Below are 21,483 nucleotides of genomic sequence, written 5' to 3'. Positions count from 1 at the left end.
AACTTACCTACTTATAATCACATTCAGGATAATGACCACGTCGATAGTGAAGAACATCATCTATCTTCTCACCTTCAACTGGATATACTTCCTGAAGTTTTGATATTTTCTTTTCAACACCATCACACACAAAGAAGTATTTACAATTGAAACATTTCTTACCTTTTGTATATGTATGCTTTCTTTTTTGTGCAGCAACTTCGAAATACTCTTTTGTATCCAAAATCTTTTCTTCTATTTTTTCCACATCATATGCATAAATATTCCAATCATTACGATCATAGATATGTTGATAAACACCTACTACATATTTCTCATACCCCTGCATAAAACAAAATGGGATATAGCGTACATTAATCTGAATACCATCATCTAAATTATCGATAGCTTTTTTTATATACTTACTTAAGTGTTCATAACTTTGTGATTCAAGACGATCAGCATCTTCCCAATAATTTAAAGGTAGGAAGTTAAGTTGATATGGTTTTATCTTATTTATCAATGTTACATACTCTCCAAGAAGCTCTGCATTCTTGTCTGTAACGGTACAATTGATACGAACTTTGATTCCTATTTCTTGGCAATTTGAAATGGCCTTCAGCATTTTTCGAAATGCGCCCTTTCTTCCAACTATTGTGTCATGATTCTCTTCATTTACTCCATGCAGACTAAAGAGTAATTCAGTAAGGCCATGCTCTTGAGACTTCTTACAAAATGCCAAGTTTGCAAATTTAGCACCATTAGTAAGAGCTGAGATATTCGTAAAACCTAAGTCATTACAATAATCAAGTATTGCAAACCAATCTCTGTGAACAGAACTTTCTCCACCACTTAAATCGATTTCTCGCATTCCACAATTATAGATTTTCTTTGCTCGTTCTTTAATGACTTCAAGAGGTGTGACTTTATCAAGATCATCAAGGTAATAGCAAAAGTAACATTCGTAATTACAGAATGTTCCAGTGTCGAGCTTTGCTCTCTTATTGAATTTATCATTAATTAGCCTCAAACCTGAATGGCTAAAAATATTATAATCCAATATGTTCTCCCAAGATTTCTAGTATGGGATCGCCTTCTTGAAGAAATATCGATTCAAAATCATTATCGATATCCCACTTTCTCCAATAGAGGCCTTTATCTTCATCCCAGTAATCTATATTATAATACACAACCTCTTTATCAAAAAATTTGCATTCTGAGATCATACGGGGACTACAATCAAACTTACGAGGAACGGGTGTATAGATGTATCTATCAAACTTCTCAAATAAATCCGGCACGGGCATCTCAGGAAACTCAAAACGCTCTGAGAGTCCCTCTAATCGTCCCTCAGGGCGATTCTCTTTATTAGTTAAGCACAGGAAGTCTCCATCATATTTTTCCAACAGATCAAAATACATTTGATCTGGAATATTTCGACAATTTTTTGTGCCATATAGAAGATTACAACGTGCTGATTTTGTTGGCTTTTTCAAGCGATTAAAATTGATACGTTTTTTATAGTCAATAGCATTCTTACAATCACGATAAATGCGCTTATCTTGAAGAATAAATACATTATCCTTATCGTTATCTTGTAGCTCCTTATCACCACAAGCAAAGTGAAATATTTTATGCGCTAAGATATGCTTACCTTCCAGAGACTTAGCTCCACCATCGGTAAAGAGGATATTATTTGCATGTATAAGATTAGGTCTATTTACAAAGAGAGTATCTTTTTCAAGCTGGACTAGCTCTTCTTCAGAAATGATATATTTTCCAACAATCGATGCACGAAACATTGGCCAGTCAATATCTTCGCATAAGAGGATCCCGACGCGCATATAATCTTTAAGAAAGAGATAATAGTCGATCACCTCATATGTGTGACCACAAAGACCATGATTATTCGCACTCCAACTATAGGTGAGCCAGAGATCATAATTATCTTTATCTAGTCTTAAAATCATACTAATCCAAAAATGCTTGAATTAGCTTATCTTCTTCGTCTAAGTGATAAGCCTCAAATCCGTTTAATAAAATATCATTATAACGCATATTTACGGAGTCTTGTATAACACTCTTGAAGATTTCGACCTTCTTTTTGTAGTATAAACTTTCAGGAACAAGTCGATTATTTGTATCAACTTTAGCAGATTGGTAATAGAGCATCGTATCAAACTTTTCATGTAGATTCTCATGATGTCTATTTGCGATTTTATATATTATATTACGTTCTCTATATTCCTCAGGTATTTTAATATTTGAATAATCAAGAGAAGGTGTATTTACAAAGACGTAGTCAGAAACCTTTCCAAGCTCTTTATAATTACCAAAAGAGAATTTAAGAAGTTCTTGCTCATCAAAGTTTTGATACTCGTAGAATCCGAAATACTTGACCTTCTTCATCTTGTATCTTTGCATGTCATGGCCTTCATTAGAAAAGACAACTAGATCACAAGGAATCGTTTCTCCTAAAAGCTTGAGTGTGTGAATATCTAAGATCATGCATCTCTTAGGTTTCAATTTGTAAATATCATAAACTCTTTGGGTAACAATGAAGTCAGATAGATACTCATCTGGAAAATGATATCTTTCTTTAAATACCTTAATCCAGCCGATGCGCTCTTCTTCTGTACAATTATAGAGAACAAATTTGACATCACTGCTTCGAGCTCTTGAAAAAAGAAAATACTCGAAGCAGTAAAATAATGTTCCATTTACTTTACGATGATCTTTTTGTGAATAGAGTATAACTCTAAAAGAATGTTGAATAATAATCCTCTAAGAACTTATTTGTTAGATCTTCGATTTTTTCTAGATCCTCTTCTTCAGTAATTAGCTTTCTAAAGTGATCAAACTTCTTATTAAGAGCTGCAACCCTTTCAATTTGATCTTTTGTATTTAAGTAGTCCTCTAGCTTCTGGATAAGTTCTTCGTTACCTGTTTCTAAAATTTCAAGATATTTAGATTCTCTATTTTCAGCAGTAATAAAGAAACCTTTGTCACAAAGTTCATTATTAAGGCACATAAAACTATAAAATGTATAACCACTTACTGAAGCAAGGTCATGAGTGACAACCATACGGGCCTTTTTAATTGCAGATTCGCGAGCATAATTATGATCATTCTCGTCGCCTTCAATTAATCTAATCTCATGAGGCATTACTTCATTATATTCAAGAGGCTTCGTGATCCTTACTTCAATTCCCTTTTCAATAGCATGCTTAATGATAGAAGAAGAAACTGCTGAAAGGTTTAACAATTTCTCATGTCTCTCAATTGGATCAAGTGTATGAGGAAAAACATTTGTCACATACCAATGTGATCCACGATCTTCAACTGAAGCAACATCATATAACATCATATTTAAATCCTTTTAAAATATCCTAATAGTGACAACCACAATTATTATGGCATGCACAAACAGCGTTACAATTACAGTCTGTATTACAAATACAGTCGGCCCTTAAAGTATTATAATAATTTAAAATCTCTTGAATATGGGGCTCGACAATATGTTGCCCTGTTTTATTCCAACCTCTTGTACCAGAAGTCCCCGAAGCACTTCCATCGTCAGAAGTCTTAGGTCTATTATCAGCTGGAGAAGGATTTGCAGCACTCCATACTGAGTCATTTGCTGGCGACATTTGATTAAGACGACTTACCATATTGGCCGTAACAGAATTAGTAATTTGAGTACCAACACCGTATGAGTTGGTTGGAGTACCTGGATTATACATTGCATGCTGACGTCGCCTGGCCATTTCTGCAGAGATAACATCTCTAAGAGCTTTAACGTGAGTACCATATATCTTAGCACCAATTGCAATATTTATATTTAATGTGTGTGTTCTATTTGAAGAACAAACTCCTCGGTGCCCAGAACATGTTGACGTTCCTCTATTATGATAGGAACAGTGTCCACCACTACATGCCATTTGCCATCTCCCTGTTTCTATATTCCTCATCAGTTTCTGCATGTAAAGCAAATAAGTGCTTCTGTACTGCGCGGTCAATTTCTCCAAAAGCTTTAAAGAAACCACAAAGTTCATTAACCCAATTATCTGTCCACTTAGCGAAAAAGTCCGTTTTTTCACTCTTCTCATGACTTGCAACAGGACAAATCATACAAGTCGTGGCAACACAGTCCTTACAATCTTTATGGATTTTCTTTAATGGTTCTTCAAATTTCTTTGTATAAGCACTAATCTTTTGGACAAATTCTTCATCATGGATATCACTATACGCTAATTCATCCTTATGTTTTGAATAGATTGCTCCGTGACAAGCGTAGAGATTTCCTCTTTGATCAATTGCGGCCATATTATAACCAGCAGAACAATGCTTTCTATTATCTTCTCCACCAAACCATGAACAAAGATAGCGTCCATTTTCACGGTAAAATTCAATTTCACGCTTAGCAATTTTTAAGAACTCACTTCTAAAGACTTTTACCGCATCTTTTTTCTCGTCTAAGCTAAATTTTGTAATATAGTCGATGGTTGGTGAGTAATTGATATTAATATTCTTTGAAACCTTCCAAAGAAGTTTTTGAATATCATGATAATCTTCCCAACATTTATAAAGACTATCCATACTGTCAATTGGAAGGGTTGCCTTCATACTCACATTGATACCAAGATTTGCTAACTCATAGAGGTTATTAATTACTTGATTACTTGAAGCCTTCTTATTCTTCATTAATCGGTAATTATCATTAACCGCACGGCCATCATAAGATACCTGAACATGAAGTTTAGACATATCAACATTATCAATAATTTTCTTCATATTGTGCATATTGAATGCATTTGTATAAAGGTGAAAATCAATATTATCGTGTTCACGATATTGATTCATAAGATCGATAATAAATTTTGGATTTAAAGTAGGCTCACCACCCCATAGAGAGATATTTAGGCCATCATATTTTGCTTGAAACCATTCCTTGTCTTCAAGGATACTATCAATCCTTTTAAAAATTGTTGGAAGATCGTTATCAAGCCTTGCCTTGTCAACTTTCTCTCCTTCAAAACAATATGTGCAATTAAGATCACATAGTGCAGAGGTTGTAATTTCAAGTGTGAAGTAATTCCTTACGCCACCTTTTGCTTTAGCTGGGTTTTCAATATTATAAGCTACCATTATTCAATCTCCGTATTCATGATTTCATCCAAGATGCTATCGAGTTTATCTTCCGAAACCTTTTCCTCTTCAACTTTTATCATTGCTAGAATTTCATCAGCATCTTTTAAAAGTTTGTCAGAATACTCAGGTGCAATTGGATGCATATGCTTACTAGCTTCAACAAGATGTTGAGCGGCCAAATACATACTTCGATTCAGTGCTTTAAGATTCATAAATTTCTCGCTTCAAGATTCGTTTAAAATATTCATTCCCTTTCAAAGTTTTAATCATACGTTGTACTTCTTTATAGAAGTGCTTATACATAAAACAAATACTTTCAATTGGGCCTTCATTTTTTATGTTCTCATACAAACAGCCTTTTCTACAGTAATTTTTTACCGAACAAGACTCACAAGCTGCCATATTTTTGTATTCTGGAATTTTAAGATATAAGTCGTCATCTTTGAAGCGATTACAGGCAATTAGCTTATCTTCAGAGAAGGATAAATGAGTATCCCCGGCACCACAATAATCAATGCGCACATCTTTAGCTGTGTAGCGTAAAATATGCCTTAAATATGTGAGTATAATTTTTGGCATTTCAACATTATCAACGTTTTCAATATACCAATCGACCAGTTCACTAAAGCCATAATTCACTTCTTGTGCACTTTCATTGGTCCAAACACCCACATCTCGAATTAATGTTAAATCAGGATTGAGATTAAGGACTTTTTTAATATAGAGATGATTTTCTAATATATTATTATTTCCAGAGTAAATCATTGAATGACACGAAAGATCATTCAGCTTTTTTATTATTGGGAGCTTTTTTTGATAAAGATGATTGGTACCACGGCCATCATGCTGATTGCGATTTATATCCTGCCATAGGCCATCATATGATAATGAGACTCTAACTTTATTAGCATTTAAAAATTCAACTTTTTCATCATCAAGTAAAAGACCATTGGTTGGCATATAGAATTGCACATTGGGATCATCTTTTAGTTCTTTAGTTACTGTAACGATTTTATCCCAATGTAGGAGAGGCTCTCCCCCATAGAAATCTACTTGAATAAGCTCTTGTGGGTTTTTAGAACGTACTTTTTCATAGGACTCAAAGAATAAGTCAGTATTAATTGACTTCTTAGAAAGCTTATCAACATTGCAGTAACTACAATCTAAGTTGCAAGCTTCCGAGAAAGCTATTGATAAGACAATCATTTAAATCCTTTATTATTTAACCTTCACCCAATGGCGTCCATTAACATCAATAAACTTCTTACCATCTCCGAAAGAATCTTTTAATTCCTTCTTTTTATATATTGCAACGACGCGCTCAGGAAAGTTTTGTTTCTCTTCTAAAGTCATCTCCGTTAGGTTTCCATTTTCGTCATTAGTTAATGGAGTTCCACATGGGTATTCATCATCAACATATGCTAAAACCCAACCAGCTACTGCAATTGGTACTTCAACACCAGCATTACCTTGTCCAACACCAAAACCAAATGTATCAGAAGCTACCCCAATTACACTCAGCTGACACCTTTCAGTACAAATTCTAGCACCTTCTATTGTATCAAAGTAGCATTTCCCTGGTATTAAATCATCATTAAGTAATTGAAAGTCAGCAACATCATTCCAAACAGAGTTCCAGACCTTATCCGCTACGAATTCACCACTTTGTACCCTTAGATCAGGTCCAGATGAACCATTTGTAATAGTACCTGTCGAACTTATAGTACATGGTCTTAACAGCGCCATAAAATCTCCTTCAATTAATTTTTTATTGAAAATTATAATTATAGTATATAATAGGATCATGAAACGAAGAAATTTTATTTTCACTACATTATTTTCTCTTTTCACATATAAGGCCATGGCCCACTCTATTATGAGATTGAAGAAAACAAACACTGGTAACTTACTAATAACTAGTGATAATGATACTTGTATCATTCTTAAGAGTGGTATGACTTATGAACTTCCCATTAAACCGAAAGAAATTCACTCAGTTATACATTTTCGCGTAAGAAAAACAAAATGGGGAAAAAGTCCTATTATCAATCCACACAATAAAAAGATTGCCAATAAAAATGGGCTTTTTATTGTCGAAGAAAAAGTTGATCTAAATTACTCAAGAAATTTTTCTATGCAATATATCAACGATGATATGGGCTGGATTGTAGTTTAGTAGACTTTCCTAGAAGAAAAATTATCCCTATCAATATAATATTCGATACAAATTCCACCCTCATTGTTAAGACAGTTAACAGATGAAATATTATAATAGAACTGGCCCATAGATAAAGGTATGAGCGTTTTTTGAAATATAGAAATAACCCCGAAAGTTCTAAGATTACGATCCCTAGACCAATTAGAAATAGAATAACACTTGGGATTACATCTATGATCGGCCAGCTATGATTAGTTAAAAGGTGTGATTCCTTAATAATCTCTCTGAGTCCTTCAAAGTGAAAATATCCAAGGCTTTCATTAAAAAATGCTTTAAATGAATAAAATAATTTCCAGAATCCAGACATAAAATAAATGAGAACAATGGTAAGTTTAGAAAAATTTAAAATTGCTTTGTCACTTTTTTCATCTCTTCCTTCTAAAATAAAAAGAATAGAAATATAAAACCAAGCAAATAGATCATGATCAAAATCGGCACCATTTGTTAATGCGATAATTAAAAAGAGGAAGATGGAATATAAAATACGAAAGTATTTACGTAAAAAAGAGCCTATTGAACCAAATATTGAAATGGCCCAAAGTATTATTAGCGGTGTAATTGAATTAAATGAGGGTAGTAAGCTTGCAACCCAATTACCAGAGTTTTGAACTCCATAGCCTTCATAGAGATACATACTCACAAGTGGAAAAGTCATGAGGTAAAATATCTGAGATATCGTACTTAACATCTACTGGCCTCTCGTTGTACTAAAGAGATTCCAACTAAAGAAAGGATATACGTTTCCTCTATAGCCTATCGACTCACATAGAATTGATAGTGATATAAAAAGAATCGTAAAAATCAATTCTGCTTTTTTCACTAATTGATAACCTCAAAGAAATTTGGAAATGATTTTTCAACACATTCCGTATTTTCTAATTTTCCTCCACCATTAACAATCTGATAGAGGTAAGAAACCATAACCATACGATGATCACGAGGAGGTGTTATATCGACGACACGTCCATCAGCTTTTCTTCCTTCTATTTCAAGAAGATCATTTTCTTCATCATAATGATGTTTGATATCGTATAGCTCCATTAAATCCATAACTGCATTTAAACGATCTGATTCTTTATGTACTAAAACTTCAACACTTCTAATAATTGAGACACCATCTGCATAAGATGCGAGAAAACAAAGCGTCGGAATAAGGTCGGGACAGTCTCGACAATCAATCTCAAAGCCATTTAAATTTTCTACACCATTAAACAGAAGCCCGTCTTTTGTAAAATCGAAGTCTCCACCTAGCTCTTCTAACAAACTTATAAATTGACTATCGGCTTGGAATCGATCGATTCCTTTACAATTCTCAACAAGCACAGGTCCAGACATACATGCATATGCTAGTGGATAACCAAGAGAGCTAAAATCGACAGGAACTTCAAAGACTTGTTCTCCACTTTTAAATCTTTCGATTAGATTTAGTGTCATCTCCCAATATGGACGACTTGTGGACATATTAACTGGCTCCACATCAATATCGTTTGGAGATAAGGCCATTGCCAGTCCTGTTGCAAACTGAGTTGATCTTGAGCAATCAACTTCATAAACACCTTTTGATATATTAATTGGCCCTTGAACTTGAAACCAGTTTTCTTCATCTCTTAAAACTTCGACATCTAACTCATCTAGTGCCTTTTCTAGTTCATCCATTGGACGATCAAACATTTTTTCACTTGGTATCAGATTATACTTATTATTTCCAAGCGAAAGTAATGGGATTAAAAAACGATTTGTTGTTCCACCATCTCCTGAGACAAGGTTAATAACTTCATCAGTCTCAATTTCACAAGCAGGAAAGGAGCCCTTTATTGTGACACTTCTTCCCTCTTTATTGATCTGTAAACCAATATGCCCAAGACAATTAAGCATATGAATAACATCTGTAGATTCTGGAAGATCTAATAACTCAATGTCTTGTGGATATATAGCAGCTAAAACAAGCGCACGATTAGCAAAAGACTTAGATGAAGGTACGCGGATCTTCTTAATAAAATCCTTCGTTGCTCCTTTACCGTGGGCATACTCCATTAGTCGCTTTCTTATTTCATCCAGAGACACTTCTTGAATGATAGGCTTGCCTATCCCTGAAGGTAAAATTACTTCAATTGTATTATTAGCAACGACTTTTTTATCTTTTGCTACATATTCCATAAGCTCATCGATAGGTAAATTATCTTGCCACGGACACATAAGAGCATTTAGACCAAAGACATGAGCAAATTGATTTAGGAATTCACTCTCTTCATCTCTTTGAAAGATGTTAAATATAAGCTTAAGCCCCCAAAATACGGCTACTCCATGCGGTAGTTCGTAAACTTTTTCAATAGCGTGTCCTAGTGTATGTCCTAGGTTTAAGATCTTTCGAATTCCACCTTCTTTAAAGTCTTGATCGACTATCTCTTGCTTATAACGAGCACAGCGAATTGTAATTTCATCAAATGATGCTTCATTATTGATAAGGTTAAAAACCTCTTCATCTAAGAAGAAGTACTTTGCTAATTCCCCAAGGCCAGAGATGAAATGATCTTCTGGTAAACTTTGAAGAAACTCTGAACATATATAAATATTGTCTGGTAAGTGAAAAGCTCCGATTAAATTCTTACCAAAGGCCGAATTCACTGCAACTTTTCCACCGATACTTGCATCAATCATTGAAAGTAGAGTTGTTGGAATAACACTCCAGCTAATTCCTCGTAGGAGCATAGATGCAACAAGACCAGCAAAATCAGAACACGCCCCTCCACCAATAGCAACCAGGTGGGCCTTACGATGAATGCCTCTTTCTAAAAAGAATTCACATGCTTTTTCGACTTCACTTAACTTCTTACAATCTTCTCCGCCAGGAGCTATATAGATATCTACTCCATTCTTAGGATCTATTAGATCTAAGTAGAGATCATTAACATTAGAATCAATGATAATTAGTATCCGATCTGAATCGATCTCATTAATTATAGTATTAATCTTTTGAATATCACTAAAATGCTTAATTTCAGACAATTTAAACCTCGTATGCCTTTTGTCTTAAAAAATGATCTGCTAAAACGACTCTTACCATTGATTCCACGACAACAACTGCACGCGGAAGAATACATGGGTCATGACGTCCTTCTTTTGCATTTGCGCCAACTGTTGAAGTGGGCTTAAATGTTAAATCTAAGTTAATCATCTCACCATTACTTATTCCACCTTCAATTCCACCAAAATTTGCACTATCACCGCTTACTTCTTGTCCACTCATATCGGCCATTTTCACACCTGCACCAAATGAGAATGCGACACAAGCTCCAATTGATAAAACAGCTTTTGCAAGATCTGCTTTCAGCTTATCAAAAGCAGGCTCCCCAAGACCGACTGGACAATTTTCAATATTAACGGAAATTCGACCACCAACAGAATCGCCCTTGGCCTTTAAATCAATCAAGTACTTTTCAATCTCTTGATCTTTACTAGGATCTCCAAAATTATAAGTTCCTAAATCTTGTGGAAAAGACTTAATTATATTTTCACATTCAAACGGCCCAAGCTTAGAAATAAAAGTATTAACTTTCACCTTAGGAAGAACCAAACTTGCAAAATAACCAGCAACAACACGTGCAACTGTTTCTCGCCCACTACTTCTTCCACCACCACGATGATCTCTAATTCCATACTTTAAATCATAAGTTCGATCAGCATGGCCAGGCCTATAATTATCTTTTAATTTATCGTAATCCTTACTTCGTTGATTAGTATTTCGAATGATAACAGCGATTGGTGTTCCCAAAGTCTTATTTTCAAAAACACCTGAGAGAATCTCTGCCTTATCTGCTTCTTTACGGGCAGTCACTCCCTTTGAGCGACCAGGTGCTCTCTTATCAAGCATTGCCTGTAAATCTTCTAGATTAAAATCAAGACCACTTGGTACTCCATCAAGAACAACACCAAGTGCTGGGCCATGGGATTCACCAAAGGTAGTCATTGAAAACATTTTACCAAATATACTTCCGCGCATTATAACTCCTATCCCCTTATTATCACCTTAAATATACAAATATTCCAATCGCAGCTGCTAGGTAAATATGTTATTAATTATGAATGGAAAACTTAAAATACTTAAAAGATGTCATGAGCCTAGATAAAGTCATATTAGGCTTAAAACAAGCTAATAATGAAGAGTTAAAGCGTATTGAATTTCTCATTAAGCAAAAAGACAAGAAAGAAGAGGAAATTGCTCAACTACGTAATGATATCAAGCAAGCAAAAGAGCAGGTTACGGCCAGTGAAAAGTCGATTTTCGAAATAGAAAAAAAGCTAGAACAAAGTAGAGCAAATCTCAATGCTGTCACTAGTCAACAACAAGAAGAAGCATTAAGCGTAAGCATAAAAAAGCAAGAAGATGAGTTTGAAGGCTTACAAGATAAAACATTAGAGCTTCTAGAAATGATCGAAGAAAAAGAAGCTCTTCAAAAAGAGGCCATTGAGTTTATTACCGGTATCACAAATACAATTGATGAGATTCAAGCAGAGGTCGATCAAGGCAATAAGGCCAATGAAAGTAAAGTTTTAAGTTTGGAAAATCAAATTGAAGGACTTTTAAGTGAAGTACCTCCAGAAGCTGTGAAATTATATAAGATGGCCGCATCAAAACGGGCCCATGATGCTTGTACATTTCTTATTGGACAAAGTTGTGGCAGCTGTAAATTTACATATGCAGCAGGAGAAGTTGCTACTTTTAATAAAGGAATTGATCTGATTCTCTGCAAGGGATGCCAAAGGTTACTCCTTCCTGCACCCCTAAGAGATATTTAATAAAAATATTGTTCAAGCTTTCCGTAGATATCAAGTAAGTTGAAATATAATTTTTCTCTTCTACTAATATATTCTACGTATTTATTTTCAGTATTTATAAGGCGCTCTTCTGCACTTATCACGTTATCAAAGTCAGCTCGTCCCCTTGAATATAACTTATTATATTCTTTAACAGATAGTGTTGCTAACTTATGCCTTTTTAAAACTAAGTCGATTGTTTTATCAATTAATCGCATTGTATTTGTCAGGGCCTCAAGTTGATTCTTAGTTCTAACTCTAGCTAGTCTCTGTTGATACTCTGTATTCATACGATTAATTTTTGCTTGTTTTAGTGAGTTCTCATCAGCACTAAAGCCAAGTGGAATAACTACCGTTAGTCCAACTTCTGTAGCATCATTATCAGAACCAAAAGTTCCGTCACTAAAAACATTTCCGTTGTTTGCTGTGACAGTTGAATAGGCATTTGTCTTATAGGCACCCATTAATTCAATCGTTGGAAAAACTGAATTATCAAACTTTTCTACCGCCTTATTTAGAGACTCAAGTTTTTTGTTCAAAGCTTGTATTGTAAGGTTCGAGTCAATATTACCTTCTTCAATTGGATCTAACTTAATTTTCTCAATACGATATAAGCTAATATCACTAAAGCGATGTCCTCTTTCGAGTTTACTTTCTAATGACTTTTTAAAAGTTTCTAATTGTGATTCCAATTCAGCATATTCTTCACTTACAGAGTTTACCTGTGCTTGTGCAGAATAGAGATCAACTCTCTCACGTAGTCCATCTCTTACCTGTTTTTGAACAAAGTTAAGTCTACGAACGGCCCTCTTCTTTGCTTCATCTTTTAGATTCAGTAATGTCTTTGTTTTTTTATAATCGAAATAACTTTCAATAAGCTCTAGTACATTTTGAGATCTTTGCGCATCAAATTCGTATTTTGTTGCATATACTTCTTGTGCAGCAATTTCTTTATCCATTTTGTCATTGCGGCCTAAGAAGTTCTTACCAAGATCTTGTGTATAACTTACTTCTTGATTATAACCTTCATATTCAGTGCCACCATTAAAGTCGATATAAGATCCAGTGATCGCAAACTTTCCACCATAGATATTTTCTTTCGATAATTCAGCTGCCGAAGTATAGGCCTTATATGTATTAATTAAATTTGGGTTATTAGGATTTGAAATAAGACCTACGTTATTAAATTCATTCAACAAACTGAGGGTCCATGGTCTTTTATCATCACTTTGAAGTTCAAAATTAAGTTTTGCTAACTCAAAATTATATCCAGCTTGTTTGATCTCAGTAGAGTTTTTTAGATATTCTCTTACATAACTTTTAAGATTAGCACTGGCGTTTAATGATAGAATCGCCAATAAAATATATTTCATGTGGTCCCCACGTTATTACTTATCTTTATTACGAATGAAGTTAAAAAAAGTTTTACCAATTTATTCAACCCATGACTAGATACCGTGTAAGTCTTTGACATTCAGCGTGACATAGGGCATAAATCCAACAGAGTTAAGGAGACTATCGCTGGTTTATTATATTTCGGTATAATAGACGGGAGGAAAGTCCGGGCACCATACGGCAGCTTAGCGGGTAACGCCCGTCGGTCGCGAGACTAGGACAAGTGCAACAGAGAAGAAGTACAGGGGTTTGAACTCGATTGGGGTAGCTTCGGCCGGCCAATCAGTGACGAGATTTATCTCACCTGCTGTAGTGAAAATAGGTAAACTCTAGGCGGTGCAAGCTTGAATAGGTCAACTTATGGGGTAGCCGGCCCTTGTTGACGGGTTAAGCGCTCGAGCCAGTGGGTAACTACTGGCCTAGACGAATGATAGTCCAATACAGGACCCGGCTTATACCTTAACTCTATTTTTACAAATGTGTCGTTTCGGCGACACATTTTTCATTTCAGGGGGAATAATGGAATATCCTAAACCAAAGAAAGTCTCGCATGAGACAAAGATCCACGATCAAATTCTAACTGATGATTATTTTTGGATGAGAAATCGCGAAAGTGACGATGATGTCATGAAGCTTCTCAATGCAGAAAATGACCTTTTTAAAACATATCTAAAAAATAAAGGTAATTTGAAAGAAACAATCTTTGAAGAATTAAAGTCACGTGAGCTTCAAACTTATGAAACTTGCCCTTATCCTCACGATGATTATGAATACTATGAACGCTATGAAGAAGGTAAAGACTACCCTATTCACTTACGTCGTCACTTAAAGTCTGGTGAAGTCCAAGTATGTTTAGATGAAAATGAATTGGCAAAAGGACACGACTTCTTAGACGTAGGAGCCTTTGATATCTCACCTTGCCACCGATATTTAATTTACACTGTTGATTATAATGGTGACGAACTATATGACTTATATATTCTTGATTTATCCACAAACAAGATCGTTCAAGAAGGACCAAAGAAGATTAGTTATTCACCATGCTGGTTTAATGACTCAAAGACTTATGCTTATATTGAAATGGATGAAAATCTTAGACCTTATAAAATCCATGTCACAGATATGGAAAACTCATTTGATAAAGTAGTCTACACTGAAGATTCAGGTGAATACTTCCTAAGCCTTGAAGAAACAATGGATCACCAATATATCCTAATTAATGTATCAGGATCTTCAAATAACAGTGTTCTTTATATGAAAGCTGATGCAAGTGATCTGAATCCAATTGAAATCTTTCCTAAAGAAGACAAGATTGAATATAGCGTTGAAAGTGATGGAGACGACTTCATTGTCCTTACAAATAAGTTTCATGAAAACTTTTCACTTCTTAGAACTCCAATAATGAATCCTTCATATAAAGACGCAAAAGTAATTATTGAAGGAACTAAAGAAAACTATCTAACAAACTTTAATACATTTAAAGATTTTATGGTCCTTCATTATCGCACAAAGGGACTTAATCGCTTTGCTATATTAAAAGATGAAAAGCGAATTGAGGCGAGCTTTCCTGAAGATGCCTACTTTGTAGGAGGTGGCGATAATGCAAACTATGAGACTAAGGTATTTCGCTATGAATACAGCTCATTAACAACGCCCACTACAACATTTGACTATGACATAGAAAGCAGTGAATCAAAGAAGATTCATCAAAAAGAAGTTCCTGGTTTCGATCAATCTAAATATGAAGTTGAAAGAACTTTTGCTCCTTCTCATGATGGTGCCATGGTTCCAATGACCATTATTAAAGCGAAGACAACTAAGAAGGGTGATCCTAATAAATGCCTACTCTATGGATACGGCTCTTATTCGATGTCGATACATCCATGGTTTAATCGCAATATTATCTCACTTCTTGATCGTGGATTTGTTTATGCAATAGGACATATCAGAGGAAGTTCAACCCTAGGTCGTCACTGGTATGAAAACGGTAAATTTCTACATAAGAAAAATACTTTCGAAGACTTCTATGCCTGTGGGAAATTTCTCATTAATGAAGGCTATACTGTTAAAGGTAAACTTGGAATCATGGGTGGTAGTGCAGGTGGAATGCTTGTAGGAGCAACAATAAATCTTGATAAAGAAAACCTCATCGGAGCTGCTGTTGCGGATGTACCATTTGTTGATGTTTTAAATACAATGCTTGATGACACACTACCTTTAACAAAACTTGAATACGAGGAATGGGGAAACCCAAATGATAAAGAATATTTCGACTATATGAAATCATATTGCCCTTATACGAATCTTGAAAAGAGAGAGTATCCTGCAGTTCTTGCAATAGGTGGGCTTAATGATCCTCGTGTTACTTATTGGGAACCTATGAAGTGGACTTATAAGCTTAGAGACCTTGCTACAGATTCACGAGTAAAACTTCTTTGGACAAATATGGAAGCAGGTCATGCAGGTGCATCAGGTCGATTTGAAGCCTTTAAAGAAGTCGCCGATATTTATACTTTTTTAATAAATGAATTAGAATAATTTTTCGAGGTCTTGGGGAGAAATCCCTAAGACCTTTGTCATCTTTGTCTTTTTTATCTCTTTTGACCAAATAAAACCGTTAATTTCATCACCATCTAAAATTAATTTCATATCACCTTCTCCTGATCCTGGACGAAGGCAATCTTCATTTGAATGAGGCTGTTTTGAATAATCAAAGACTCTAATCCAACCATCATCTTTTATTTCACGTATGATTGCGATATGACCACTATCACCACTAATCGGTATAATATTTTTTCGCCAAAGAACGATATCTCCGATACAAAGCTCACTGAACTTCTGCTTAATTTTCTTAGAAGATTCAATTGCATCAAAGAGCTCAAAAACACGATTAAATGGAAGATTGATTCCCTTATCTACCAATTCTTCTTGAATGACACTCAGGCAATTAACTTTCATGATAACTTAGCTAGGGCCTTTGTTGTTGCCGTTGAAATATTTAATTTATCCGTAAGCTTATACTTTCTAAACTTACCACTAAAACGATCTTTAAATTCTTGTGTTGATAACTCTAGAATATAATTTGTAATCTTGTACTTAGTGATGGCGGTTTTATATTTTTTCAATTTCTTATAAGATAGTTTTTTATCTAAATGAGGATATTGCATTAAGTTCTTATCTTCACTTTTTAAGATAAAAGTTGGGCACTCAACTTGTCCAGCAAGCCATTCGTCATCAGACTTCTTATATCCTAAGATCGAATTATTCTCATTTACAATAATTCTTAAAAGCTCAAGTTCATAAGTCTTAGCAATTTTCTTAACAGGAATTTCTGGATACTCTAGTGGATCTTTTGTATTTCCTGCAATACATTTTTTTTTAACAGGACAACCAAGACAGTTAGCACTTCTGGCCTGGCAGTAAATTCTACCAAGATCCATCAACGCTTCATTAATCTCACGGCCACCACATTTATTGATCTCTCTAAACTCACCTTCTTCAAACTTCTTTTTTAAAAGCTTTTGAAGCTTTGGTCCTTTCTTTCCTTGTATACCGTAAATTCGACTAACTACTCTTTCGATATTTGCATCTATTGCAAGTGCGTTCTTATTTTGTCCGATACTTAATATTGCATTGGCCGTATACTCACCAATCCCAGTAATCGTAATTAGATCCTCATAATTACCTGGAATTTTCCCGTCGTAATTTTCAACTATATCAATGGCAGCTTTTCTTAAGTTGCGTGCACGTCGATAGTAGCCTAAACCTTTCCAAGCTACACAGATTTCTTCTTCTGAAGTTTTAGAAAGTGCATGGACATCGGGATATATTTTCAAGAATCTTTCAAAATGATTTTGAACAGTTCCAACAGTTGTTTGTTGCAACATAATTTCAGAGACTAATGTCTTATAGACAGTTCTATCTCTTCGCCATGGAAGGTCTATATAAGCGTCTTTTGACCATTCGAGTAATTTTTTAAACATGATTATTTGTAGCGATTTCTACTATTTTTGACAAGTTGCTTTTAAATTATCTGCTAATTTAAATAGATCTTCTGGATAAAATGGCTTGGTTCCAACGCCATGTACCTTTGCTCCGATATTACTTAGAAAATCAGTAAGTTCCCCATTTGCTTCATCGATGTCTGTTAATACAAAGAGATGTTTCGCATTTGAATTCTTTACCCAGCGAATAATTTTCTTTGTATTATTTCCACCTTTAGTTTGGCAAAGGTAGAGATCATTAGCAATTTCTTTAAGGGATGAATCAAAGGCCTTAATCGTTAATGGACAAGAATGTGATAGTCTTGAGACGAAGCTTCGACGATAACAAGTATCTCCGGACTTAGACCAATCAGCACGTCTTAAAGAAGCACTTGTATCAATCCATATTTCATATTTTGACTTTGGTTTCTCTTCAACTTTCTTTGCCTTTCCACAAAAGATATCAAAGTAGGCACCAGTACAGCGAATCATATTTGATTCAATTGTATTTTCAACTTCAACCTTTTTATTAACTTTTCCATATTCTTGATCAACATAATCGACAGCTTTATCATTTTGGATATAGCCTTTCTGAGGATCAAAACATCCTTCACCCATTGGAACACAATTTTCTTTTTCGTTTTGAGCTACTTTTCTATAATTGATTATTTTTGAATCTAATAACGTCGTCTTATTAGATGCCGCAGGAGAGATGAAGACGAATTCTACCGTATCAGGCAAGGAGAGCACTGACTGGGTAAGTAAGAATGCGAGAGTTAATCTCTTAAGCAATCATTCCCCTTTGTCTGAAATAACGAAATAAATCATTTCCTAAATCAACAATTAAATCACGAGCATCAATATCTAAGCTTAAAAAATCTGCTACATAAGCTTTTTGTCTTGGCGTTAGCTCTGCCATTCTTTGCTTTAGCATATCTTCATTACTTGTATCGGCCATAAATGGCATCGTTCTCGTTTTACCACCAACTTTGACTCTAGCACTGGCATTCATTTGAGCATTACCTGTTGAACCAGTTTTTAATGTATCAACAAGAGCATCTTCAAAACTTCCAGTAGGTACTTCTTCTTCCTTTGGTTGTTCCGGTGCTGATTGAGCTTGAGCTGCTGGTTGCTCTTTCTTTTCATCACCCTTATAGAACTTAACAAGTCTAATGAAGTGATCTGTAAAATGCTCTTCGACAAAATCAATCATTTCATGAAGTGGAATCTCAAGCTCCGCAGTTATTTTTGCTACTACTTGAGGGTTTATCTCCGTTGTCTTCATTGATAGAAAGCGTGAAATCGTTGAAACACCCAGCCCAGTTGCTTCGGCCAACTCTTTTTGAGTCATTGGGCCACGAACCTGCATGTATTTCCTAATAATCCCTAGGTAATCATCTAGTTTGTCTTTGTTAAATTCCGACATGAAATTCTCCTTGCAATTTGAAACATCATGCAAGTGCTTGATATTTCGATTACGTGCAATTGAGGTCCTAAAAAAAATCACCTCAAAAGTCCTTAATATCATTATCGGATTTAATTTTTATTTCTTGATGCAATTTTATTGCTTGACGCAATTAGTCAATTACCGCTATTATTGCATTGTGGATGAACAAATCCACTAATTAAGCAAGGCTTGGGGGGATCACATGGCCACATTAACAAACTTCATTATGCCAGAGAAACTATCAGACTTCACAAATGGACAATTTGAAGTGATTGAAAATGAGGTAGTAAAATCAAGTGATTTAAGTAACTTAACCGTATCTGGTTCTCTCTTCTCTCAAACTACTTTTGTCGCTGTTCACTTCAAGTCTTGCACTTTTTTTGGGTCAAAAATAAAACAGTGCAAATTTATCAACTGTGTATTTGAAAATTGCACCTTCGAATTTTCACATATTGAAGATTGCAATTTTGAAAGCAGCAGACTTGTTGGGAATACATGGAAGTATTCCACTTTAAAAGGCTCAAGTATTGAGGAATGTGAATTTGATCTTGTAACTTTTAAGGTCATTAAAGATGGAGACCGCAATCAATACGATATTTTTGAAGAAACACAGGATATCGAAGAAATAAAAGAAGAAGTTGAAGCAGTTTTAAGCTTTGAACAAGCATTAACATCTTCACCGAAGCAATGGGGGACAAATCTCATTAACTTCATTAAATCAGCAGCATAAGTTTTAAATTTAATATTTAGCTGGCAATGGTGTTTATATCTAAAGTCTCAAGGAAAATACGGCCAGCCGCAAATCTAAATTGAGACGACATATCACAACCGAGTATAAAACAGAGGATGTTTTAGCGTAGGTAATCTCGCAACTAATAATTGCTCTTCGGCCAACTCTCTCTCATAGGTGTTGGCCTTCTTTTTTTATTTAAAGCTTTCTGTAAAAGCAACCAATTGATTCTTTATTGCGCATCGAAGACTTTACGATCATCGTCGATACCTCAATAGCATTTCTTAAACCAATTAAGCTATCATCTAATTTACAACTACGATAAAAGCGTGAAACTTCATCGTTAATTTCATTAAACATTGCAACCGCTCTTTTAAGACGATTAGTTGTTCTTGAAAGTCCAACATAATTCCACATGGTAAGCTTCAGAGTCATCCAATCTTGCTGGACAAGGGCCTTATCAATTGAAGCATATTCTTCACGCCAATCTTTTATTTGTAGATGAGAATATAAATCTTCATTTTTAACAGTCTCTTTAATATCCATGGCCGCAAGGTATCCCCATGTTAGGCCTTCTAAAAGAGAAGTTGATGCTAGTCGGTTTGCACCATGTAGACCTGAGCAAGAAACTTCTCCAACTGCATATAAGTTTTTAATTGAAGTTTGTCCCTTCATATCGATCTTTACCCCACCACATGTATAGTGAGCGGCAGGAACAACAGGAATTGGCTCATTTGTCATATCAACACCGTGTTCAAGACAGTGCTTATAAATCGTTGGAAAACGCTCTTTAATCCAAGTATCTTCTTTGTGTGAGATATCCAGATAAACACATTCATGGCGTGTCTCAATTGTCTCTTCCATGATAGAGCGGGCCACAACATCACGTGGTGCTAGCTCCATTTCAGGATGATACTTCCCCATGAATCTTTCGCCATTACAATTAACTAGAATTCCACCTTCCCCTCTTACTGCTTCAGATACTAAGAAACGTCCATGAGAAGAAGAGTCATAAAAAGTTGTGGGATGAAATTGAATAAATTCCATATCAATAATATCGGCTCCAGCTCTCTTTGCCATTGCGATACCATCACCTCGACTAGCTCCAGAGTTAGAGTGATGTAAATATAAAGCCCCAACTCCACCTGTTGCTAATACAGTCTTCTTTGCCATGGCCTTTACTACGTTACCTTTTTCTTGATTTAAAAGGTAAGCACCTAAGATTTTTCTTTCTTCATATCTTTGAGAGATGGTAATTCCATGATGGGATGCTGTAATAAGATCAATTGCAGTATGAGCCTCCAAAAATCTTACCGTTGGATATCGCTCATTATCTTTTAAAAGGTTTAGAAGACTTATTTGAATTTCTTTTCCAGTATAATCTCCACGGTAGAGTATTCTTTCAATAGAATGGGCGGCTTCTTTTGTGTATTTTAGATTATTCTCACAATCTTTTTCAAAGTTAACCTTGGCCATTTCTAATAGCAGCTCATCAATTGCATTCTTTCCATGTTCTTGAAGGGTTGCGATGGCAAGTGGGTTTGATGTATTTGAAGAAGCAATTTGAATATCATCAAATAAAGCTTGATCATCACCTTTTGGATAGATTATTCCACCTTGGGCCCAAAATGTATTTGATACCTGTGGGTCTCTGGCACGAGTAACAATACCGACTTTTAAATGCTCTCCTGCAAGCTTTGCAGCTGTTGCAAGACCAGCAATTCCACAACCTAGAATAAGTACATCAAAATCGTAATTGTCCAAA

At 35.1% G+C, this 21,483-nt stretch carries 22 protein-coding genes and 1 other RNA gene; 5 read left to right on the top strand and 18 right to left on the bottom strand.

The features are described 5' to 3' along the window. Positions 1-7: 7 nt before the first annotated feature. The 9 genes from VCM44_RS02480 to VCM44_RS02440 form a co-directional block, all read right to left on the bottom strand. Positions 8-1,039, bottom strand: a complete 1,032-nt coding sequence (locus VCM44_RS02480; RefSeq protein ID WP_334677910.1) for a radical SAM protein — start codon at positions 1,037-1,039, stop codon at positions 8-10. Further along, on the bottom strand, positions 1,029-1,949 hold the full coding sequence (locus tag VCM44_RS02475) for a hypothetical protein (RefSeq protein ID WP_334677909.1): 921 nt from the start codon (positions 1,947-1,949) through the stop codon (positions 1,029-1,031). The genes VCM44_RS02480 and VCM44_RS02475 overlap by 11 nt, the downstream gene beginning before the upstream one ends. Before the next feature lies 1 nt (position 1,950). Next, the gene (locus VCM44_RS02470) at positions 1,951-2,487 is read right to left on the bottom strand and encodes a hypothetical protein (protein WP_114705773.1); all 537 of its coding nucleotides are present in this window, start codon (positions 2,485-2,487) and stop codon (positions 1,951-1,953) included. Between the two features lie 250 nt (positions 2,488-2,737). Further along, positions 2,738-3,346 carry a hypothetical protein gene (locus tag VCM44_RS02465; RefSeq protein ID WP_114705774.1) on the bottom strand — a complete coding sequence of 203 codons (609 nt, stop codon included), beginning with the start codon at positions 3,344-3,346 and terminating at the stop codon, positions 2,738-2,740. A 22-nt stretch (positions 3,347-3,368) separates the two neighbouring features. Beyond that, positions 3,369-3,920 (bottom strand): hypothetical protein, encoded by a 552-nt coding sequence (locus tag VCM44_RS02460; RefSeq protein ID WP_334677908.1) that lies wholly within the window; start codon positions 3,918-3,920, stop codon positions 3,369-3,371. Then, the gene (locus VCM44_RS02455; RefSeq protein WP_334677907.1) at positions 3,910-5,127 is read right to left on the bottom strand and encodes a radical SAM protein; all 1,218 of its coding nucleotides are present in this window, start codon (positions 5,125-5,127) and stop codon (positions 3,910-3,912) included. The genes VCM44_RS02460 and VCM44_RS02455 overlap by 11 nt, the downstream gene beginning before the upstream one ends. Further along, positions 5,127-5,342: a hypothetical protein gene (locus VCM44_RS02450; RefSeq protein WP_334677906.1), complete on the bottom strand. Its 216-nt coding sequence runs from the start codon at positions 5,340-5,342 to the stop codon at positions 5,127-5,129. Before VCM44_RS02450 ends, VCM44_RS02455 begins: the two co-directional genes overlap by 1 nt. Further along, positions 5,332-6,336: a radical SAM protein gene (locus VCM44_RS02445; protein ID WP_334677905.1), complete on the bottom strand. Its 1,005-nt coding sequence runs from the start codon at positions 6,334-6,336 to the stop codon at positions 5,332-5,334. The genes VCM44_RS02450 and VCM44_RS02445 overlap by 11 nt, the downstream gene beginning before the upstream one ends. Positions 6,337-6,348: 12 nt before the next feature. Then, a complete protein-coding gene (locus tag VCM44_RS02440) occupies positions 6,349-6,876 on the bottom strand; it encodes a hypothetical protein (RefSeq protein ID WP_120405536.1) in 528 nt (175 codons plus the stop codon). 58 nt (positions 6,877-6,934) lie between these two features. Here VCM44_RS02440 and VCM44_RS02435 point away from each other — a divergent pair, with 58 nt between their 5' ends. Beyond that, entirely contained in the window at positions 6,935-7,306 is a 372-nt protein-coding gene (locus VCM44_RS02435; protein ID WP_120405537.1) for a hypothetical protein, read from the top strand. Here the strand turns inward: VCM44_RS02435 and VCM44_RS02430 are convergent. From VCM44_RS02430 to aroC, 3 genes are all read right to left on the bottom strand, one after another. After that, positions 7,275-8,003, bottom strand: coding sequence for a hypothetical protein (locus VCM44_RS02430; RefSeq protein WP_334677904.1), 729 nt, complete (start codon positions 8,001-8,003; stop codon positions 7,275-7,277). The genes VCM44_RS02435 and VCM44_RS02430 overlap by 32 nt on opposite strands. Positions 8,004-8,167: 164 nt before the next feature. After that, complete coding sequence (locus tag VCM44_RS02425) at positions 8,168-10,354, bottom strand: 3-dehydroquinate synthase family protein (RefSeq protein WP_334677903.1); 2,187 nt, start codon at positions 10,352-10,354, stop codon at positions 8,168-8,170. Between the two features lies 1 nt (position 10,355). Beyond that, positions 10,356-11,348, bottom strand: coding sequence for a chorismate synthase (gene aroC / locus VCM44_RS02420; RefSeq protein WP_334677902.1), 993 nt, complete (start codon positions 11,346-11,348; stop codon positions 10,356-10,358). 83 nt (positions 11,349-11,431) lie between these two features. Between aroC and VCM44_RS02415 the strand changes: the two genes are divergently transcribed. Then, positions 11,432-12,145, top strand: coding sequence for a zinc ribbon domain-containing protein (locus VCM44_RS02415; RefSeq protein ID WP_334677901.1), 714 nt, complete (start codon positions 11,432-11,434; stop codon positions 12,143-12,145). Here VCM44_RS02415 and VCM44_RS02410 read toward each other — a convergent pair. After that, a complete protein-coding gene (locus tag VCM44_RS02410; protein WP_334677900.1) occupies positions 12,142-13,536 on the bottom strand; it encodes a TolC family protein in 1,395 nt (464 codons plus the stop codon). The two genes, VCM44_RS02415 and VCM44_RS02410, sit on opposite strands and share 4 nt — an antisense overlap. A 129-nt stretch (positions 13,537-13,665) precedes the next feature. Between VCM44_RS02410 and rnpB the strand changes: the two genes are divergently transcribed. Together rnpB and VCM44_RS02400 are read left to right on the top strand one after the other, a co-directional pair. Beyond that, positions 13,666-14,029: RNase P RNA component class A (gene rnpB, locus VCM44_RS02405), an RNA gene on the top strand. Between the two features lie 48 nt (positions 14,030-14,077). Beyond that, positions 14,078-16,096 carry a S9 family peptidase gene (locus VCM44_RS02400; RefSeq protein ID WP_334677899.1) on the top strand — a complete coding sequence of 673 codons (2,019 nt, stop codon included), beginning with the start codon at positions 14,078-14,080 and terminating at the stop codon, positions 16,094-16,096. Here VCM44_RS02400 and VCM44_RS02395 read toward each other — a convergent pair. Genes VCM44_RS02395 through VCM44_RS02380 form a run of 4 tightly spaced genes read right to left on the bottom strand, consistent with a single transcriptional unit; the run spans position 16,088 to position 18,967 of the window. Then, the gene (locus VCM44_RS02395; protein ID WP_334677898.1) at positions 16,088-16,516 is read right to left on the bottom strand and encodes a hypothetical protein; all 429 of its coding nucleotides are present in this window, start codon (positions 16,514-16,516) and stop codon (positions 16,088-16,090) included. The two genes, VCM44_RS02400 and VCM44_RS02395, sit on opposite strands and share 9 nt — an antisense overlap. After that, on the bottom strand, positions 16,513-17,541 hold the full coding sequence (locus VCM44_RS02390; RefSeq protein ID WP_334677897.1) for a hypothetical protein: 1,029 nt from the start codon (positions 17,539-17,541) through the stop codon (positions 16,513-16,515). The genes VCM44_RS02395 and VCM44_RS02390 overlap by 4 nt, the downstream gene beginning before the upstream one ends. 21 nt (positions 17,542-17,562) lie before the next feature. Further along, positions 17,563-18,333 carry a hypothetical protein gene (locus VCM44_RS02385; protein ID WP_114705787.1) on the bottom strand — a complete coding sequence of 257 codons (771 nt, stop codon included), beginning with the start codon at positions 18,331-18,333 and terminating at the stop codon, positions 17,563-17,565. Continuing rightward, entirely contained in the window at positions 18,326-18,967 is a 642-nt protein-coding gene (locus tag VCM44_RS02380) for a helix-turn-helix domain-containing protein (protein WP_334677896.1), read from the bottom strand. The genes VCM44_RS02385 and VCM44_RS02380 overlap by 8 nt, the downstream gene beginning before the upstream one ends. A gap of 223 nt (positions 18,968-19,190) precedes the next feature. Between VCM44_RS02380 and VCM44_RS02375 the strand changes: the two genes are divergently transcribed. After that, entirely contained in the window at positions 19,191-19,718 is a 528-nt protein-coding gene (locus VCM44_RS02375; RefSeq protein ID WP_334677895.1) for a pentapeptide repeat-containing protein, read from the top strand. A 198-nt stretch (positions 19,719-19,916) separates the two neighbouring features. Here the strand turns inward: VCM44_RS02375 and nadB are convergent, their stop codons facing one another. Next, positions 19,917-21,482, bottom strand: coding sequence for an L-aspartate oxidase (nadB, locus tag VCM44_RS02370; protein WP_114705790.1), 1,566 nt, complete (start codon positions 21,480-21,482; stop codon positions 19,917-19,919). Between the last annotated feature and the right edge of the window lies 1 nt (position 21,483).

The organism is Halobacteriovorax sp. DPLXC-1 (genome assembly GCF_036903125.1).
Classification (GTDB): domain Bacteria; phylum Bdellovibrionota; class Bacteriovoracia; order Bacteriovoracales; family Bacteriovoracaceae; genus Halobacteriovorax_A; species Halobacteriovorax_A vibrionivorans.
This window is presented reverse-complemented; position numbering and strand designations above follow the sequence as displayed.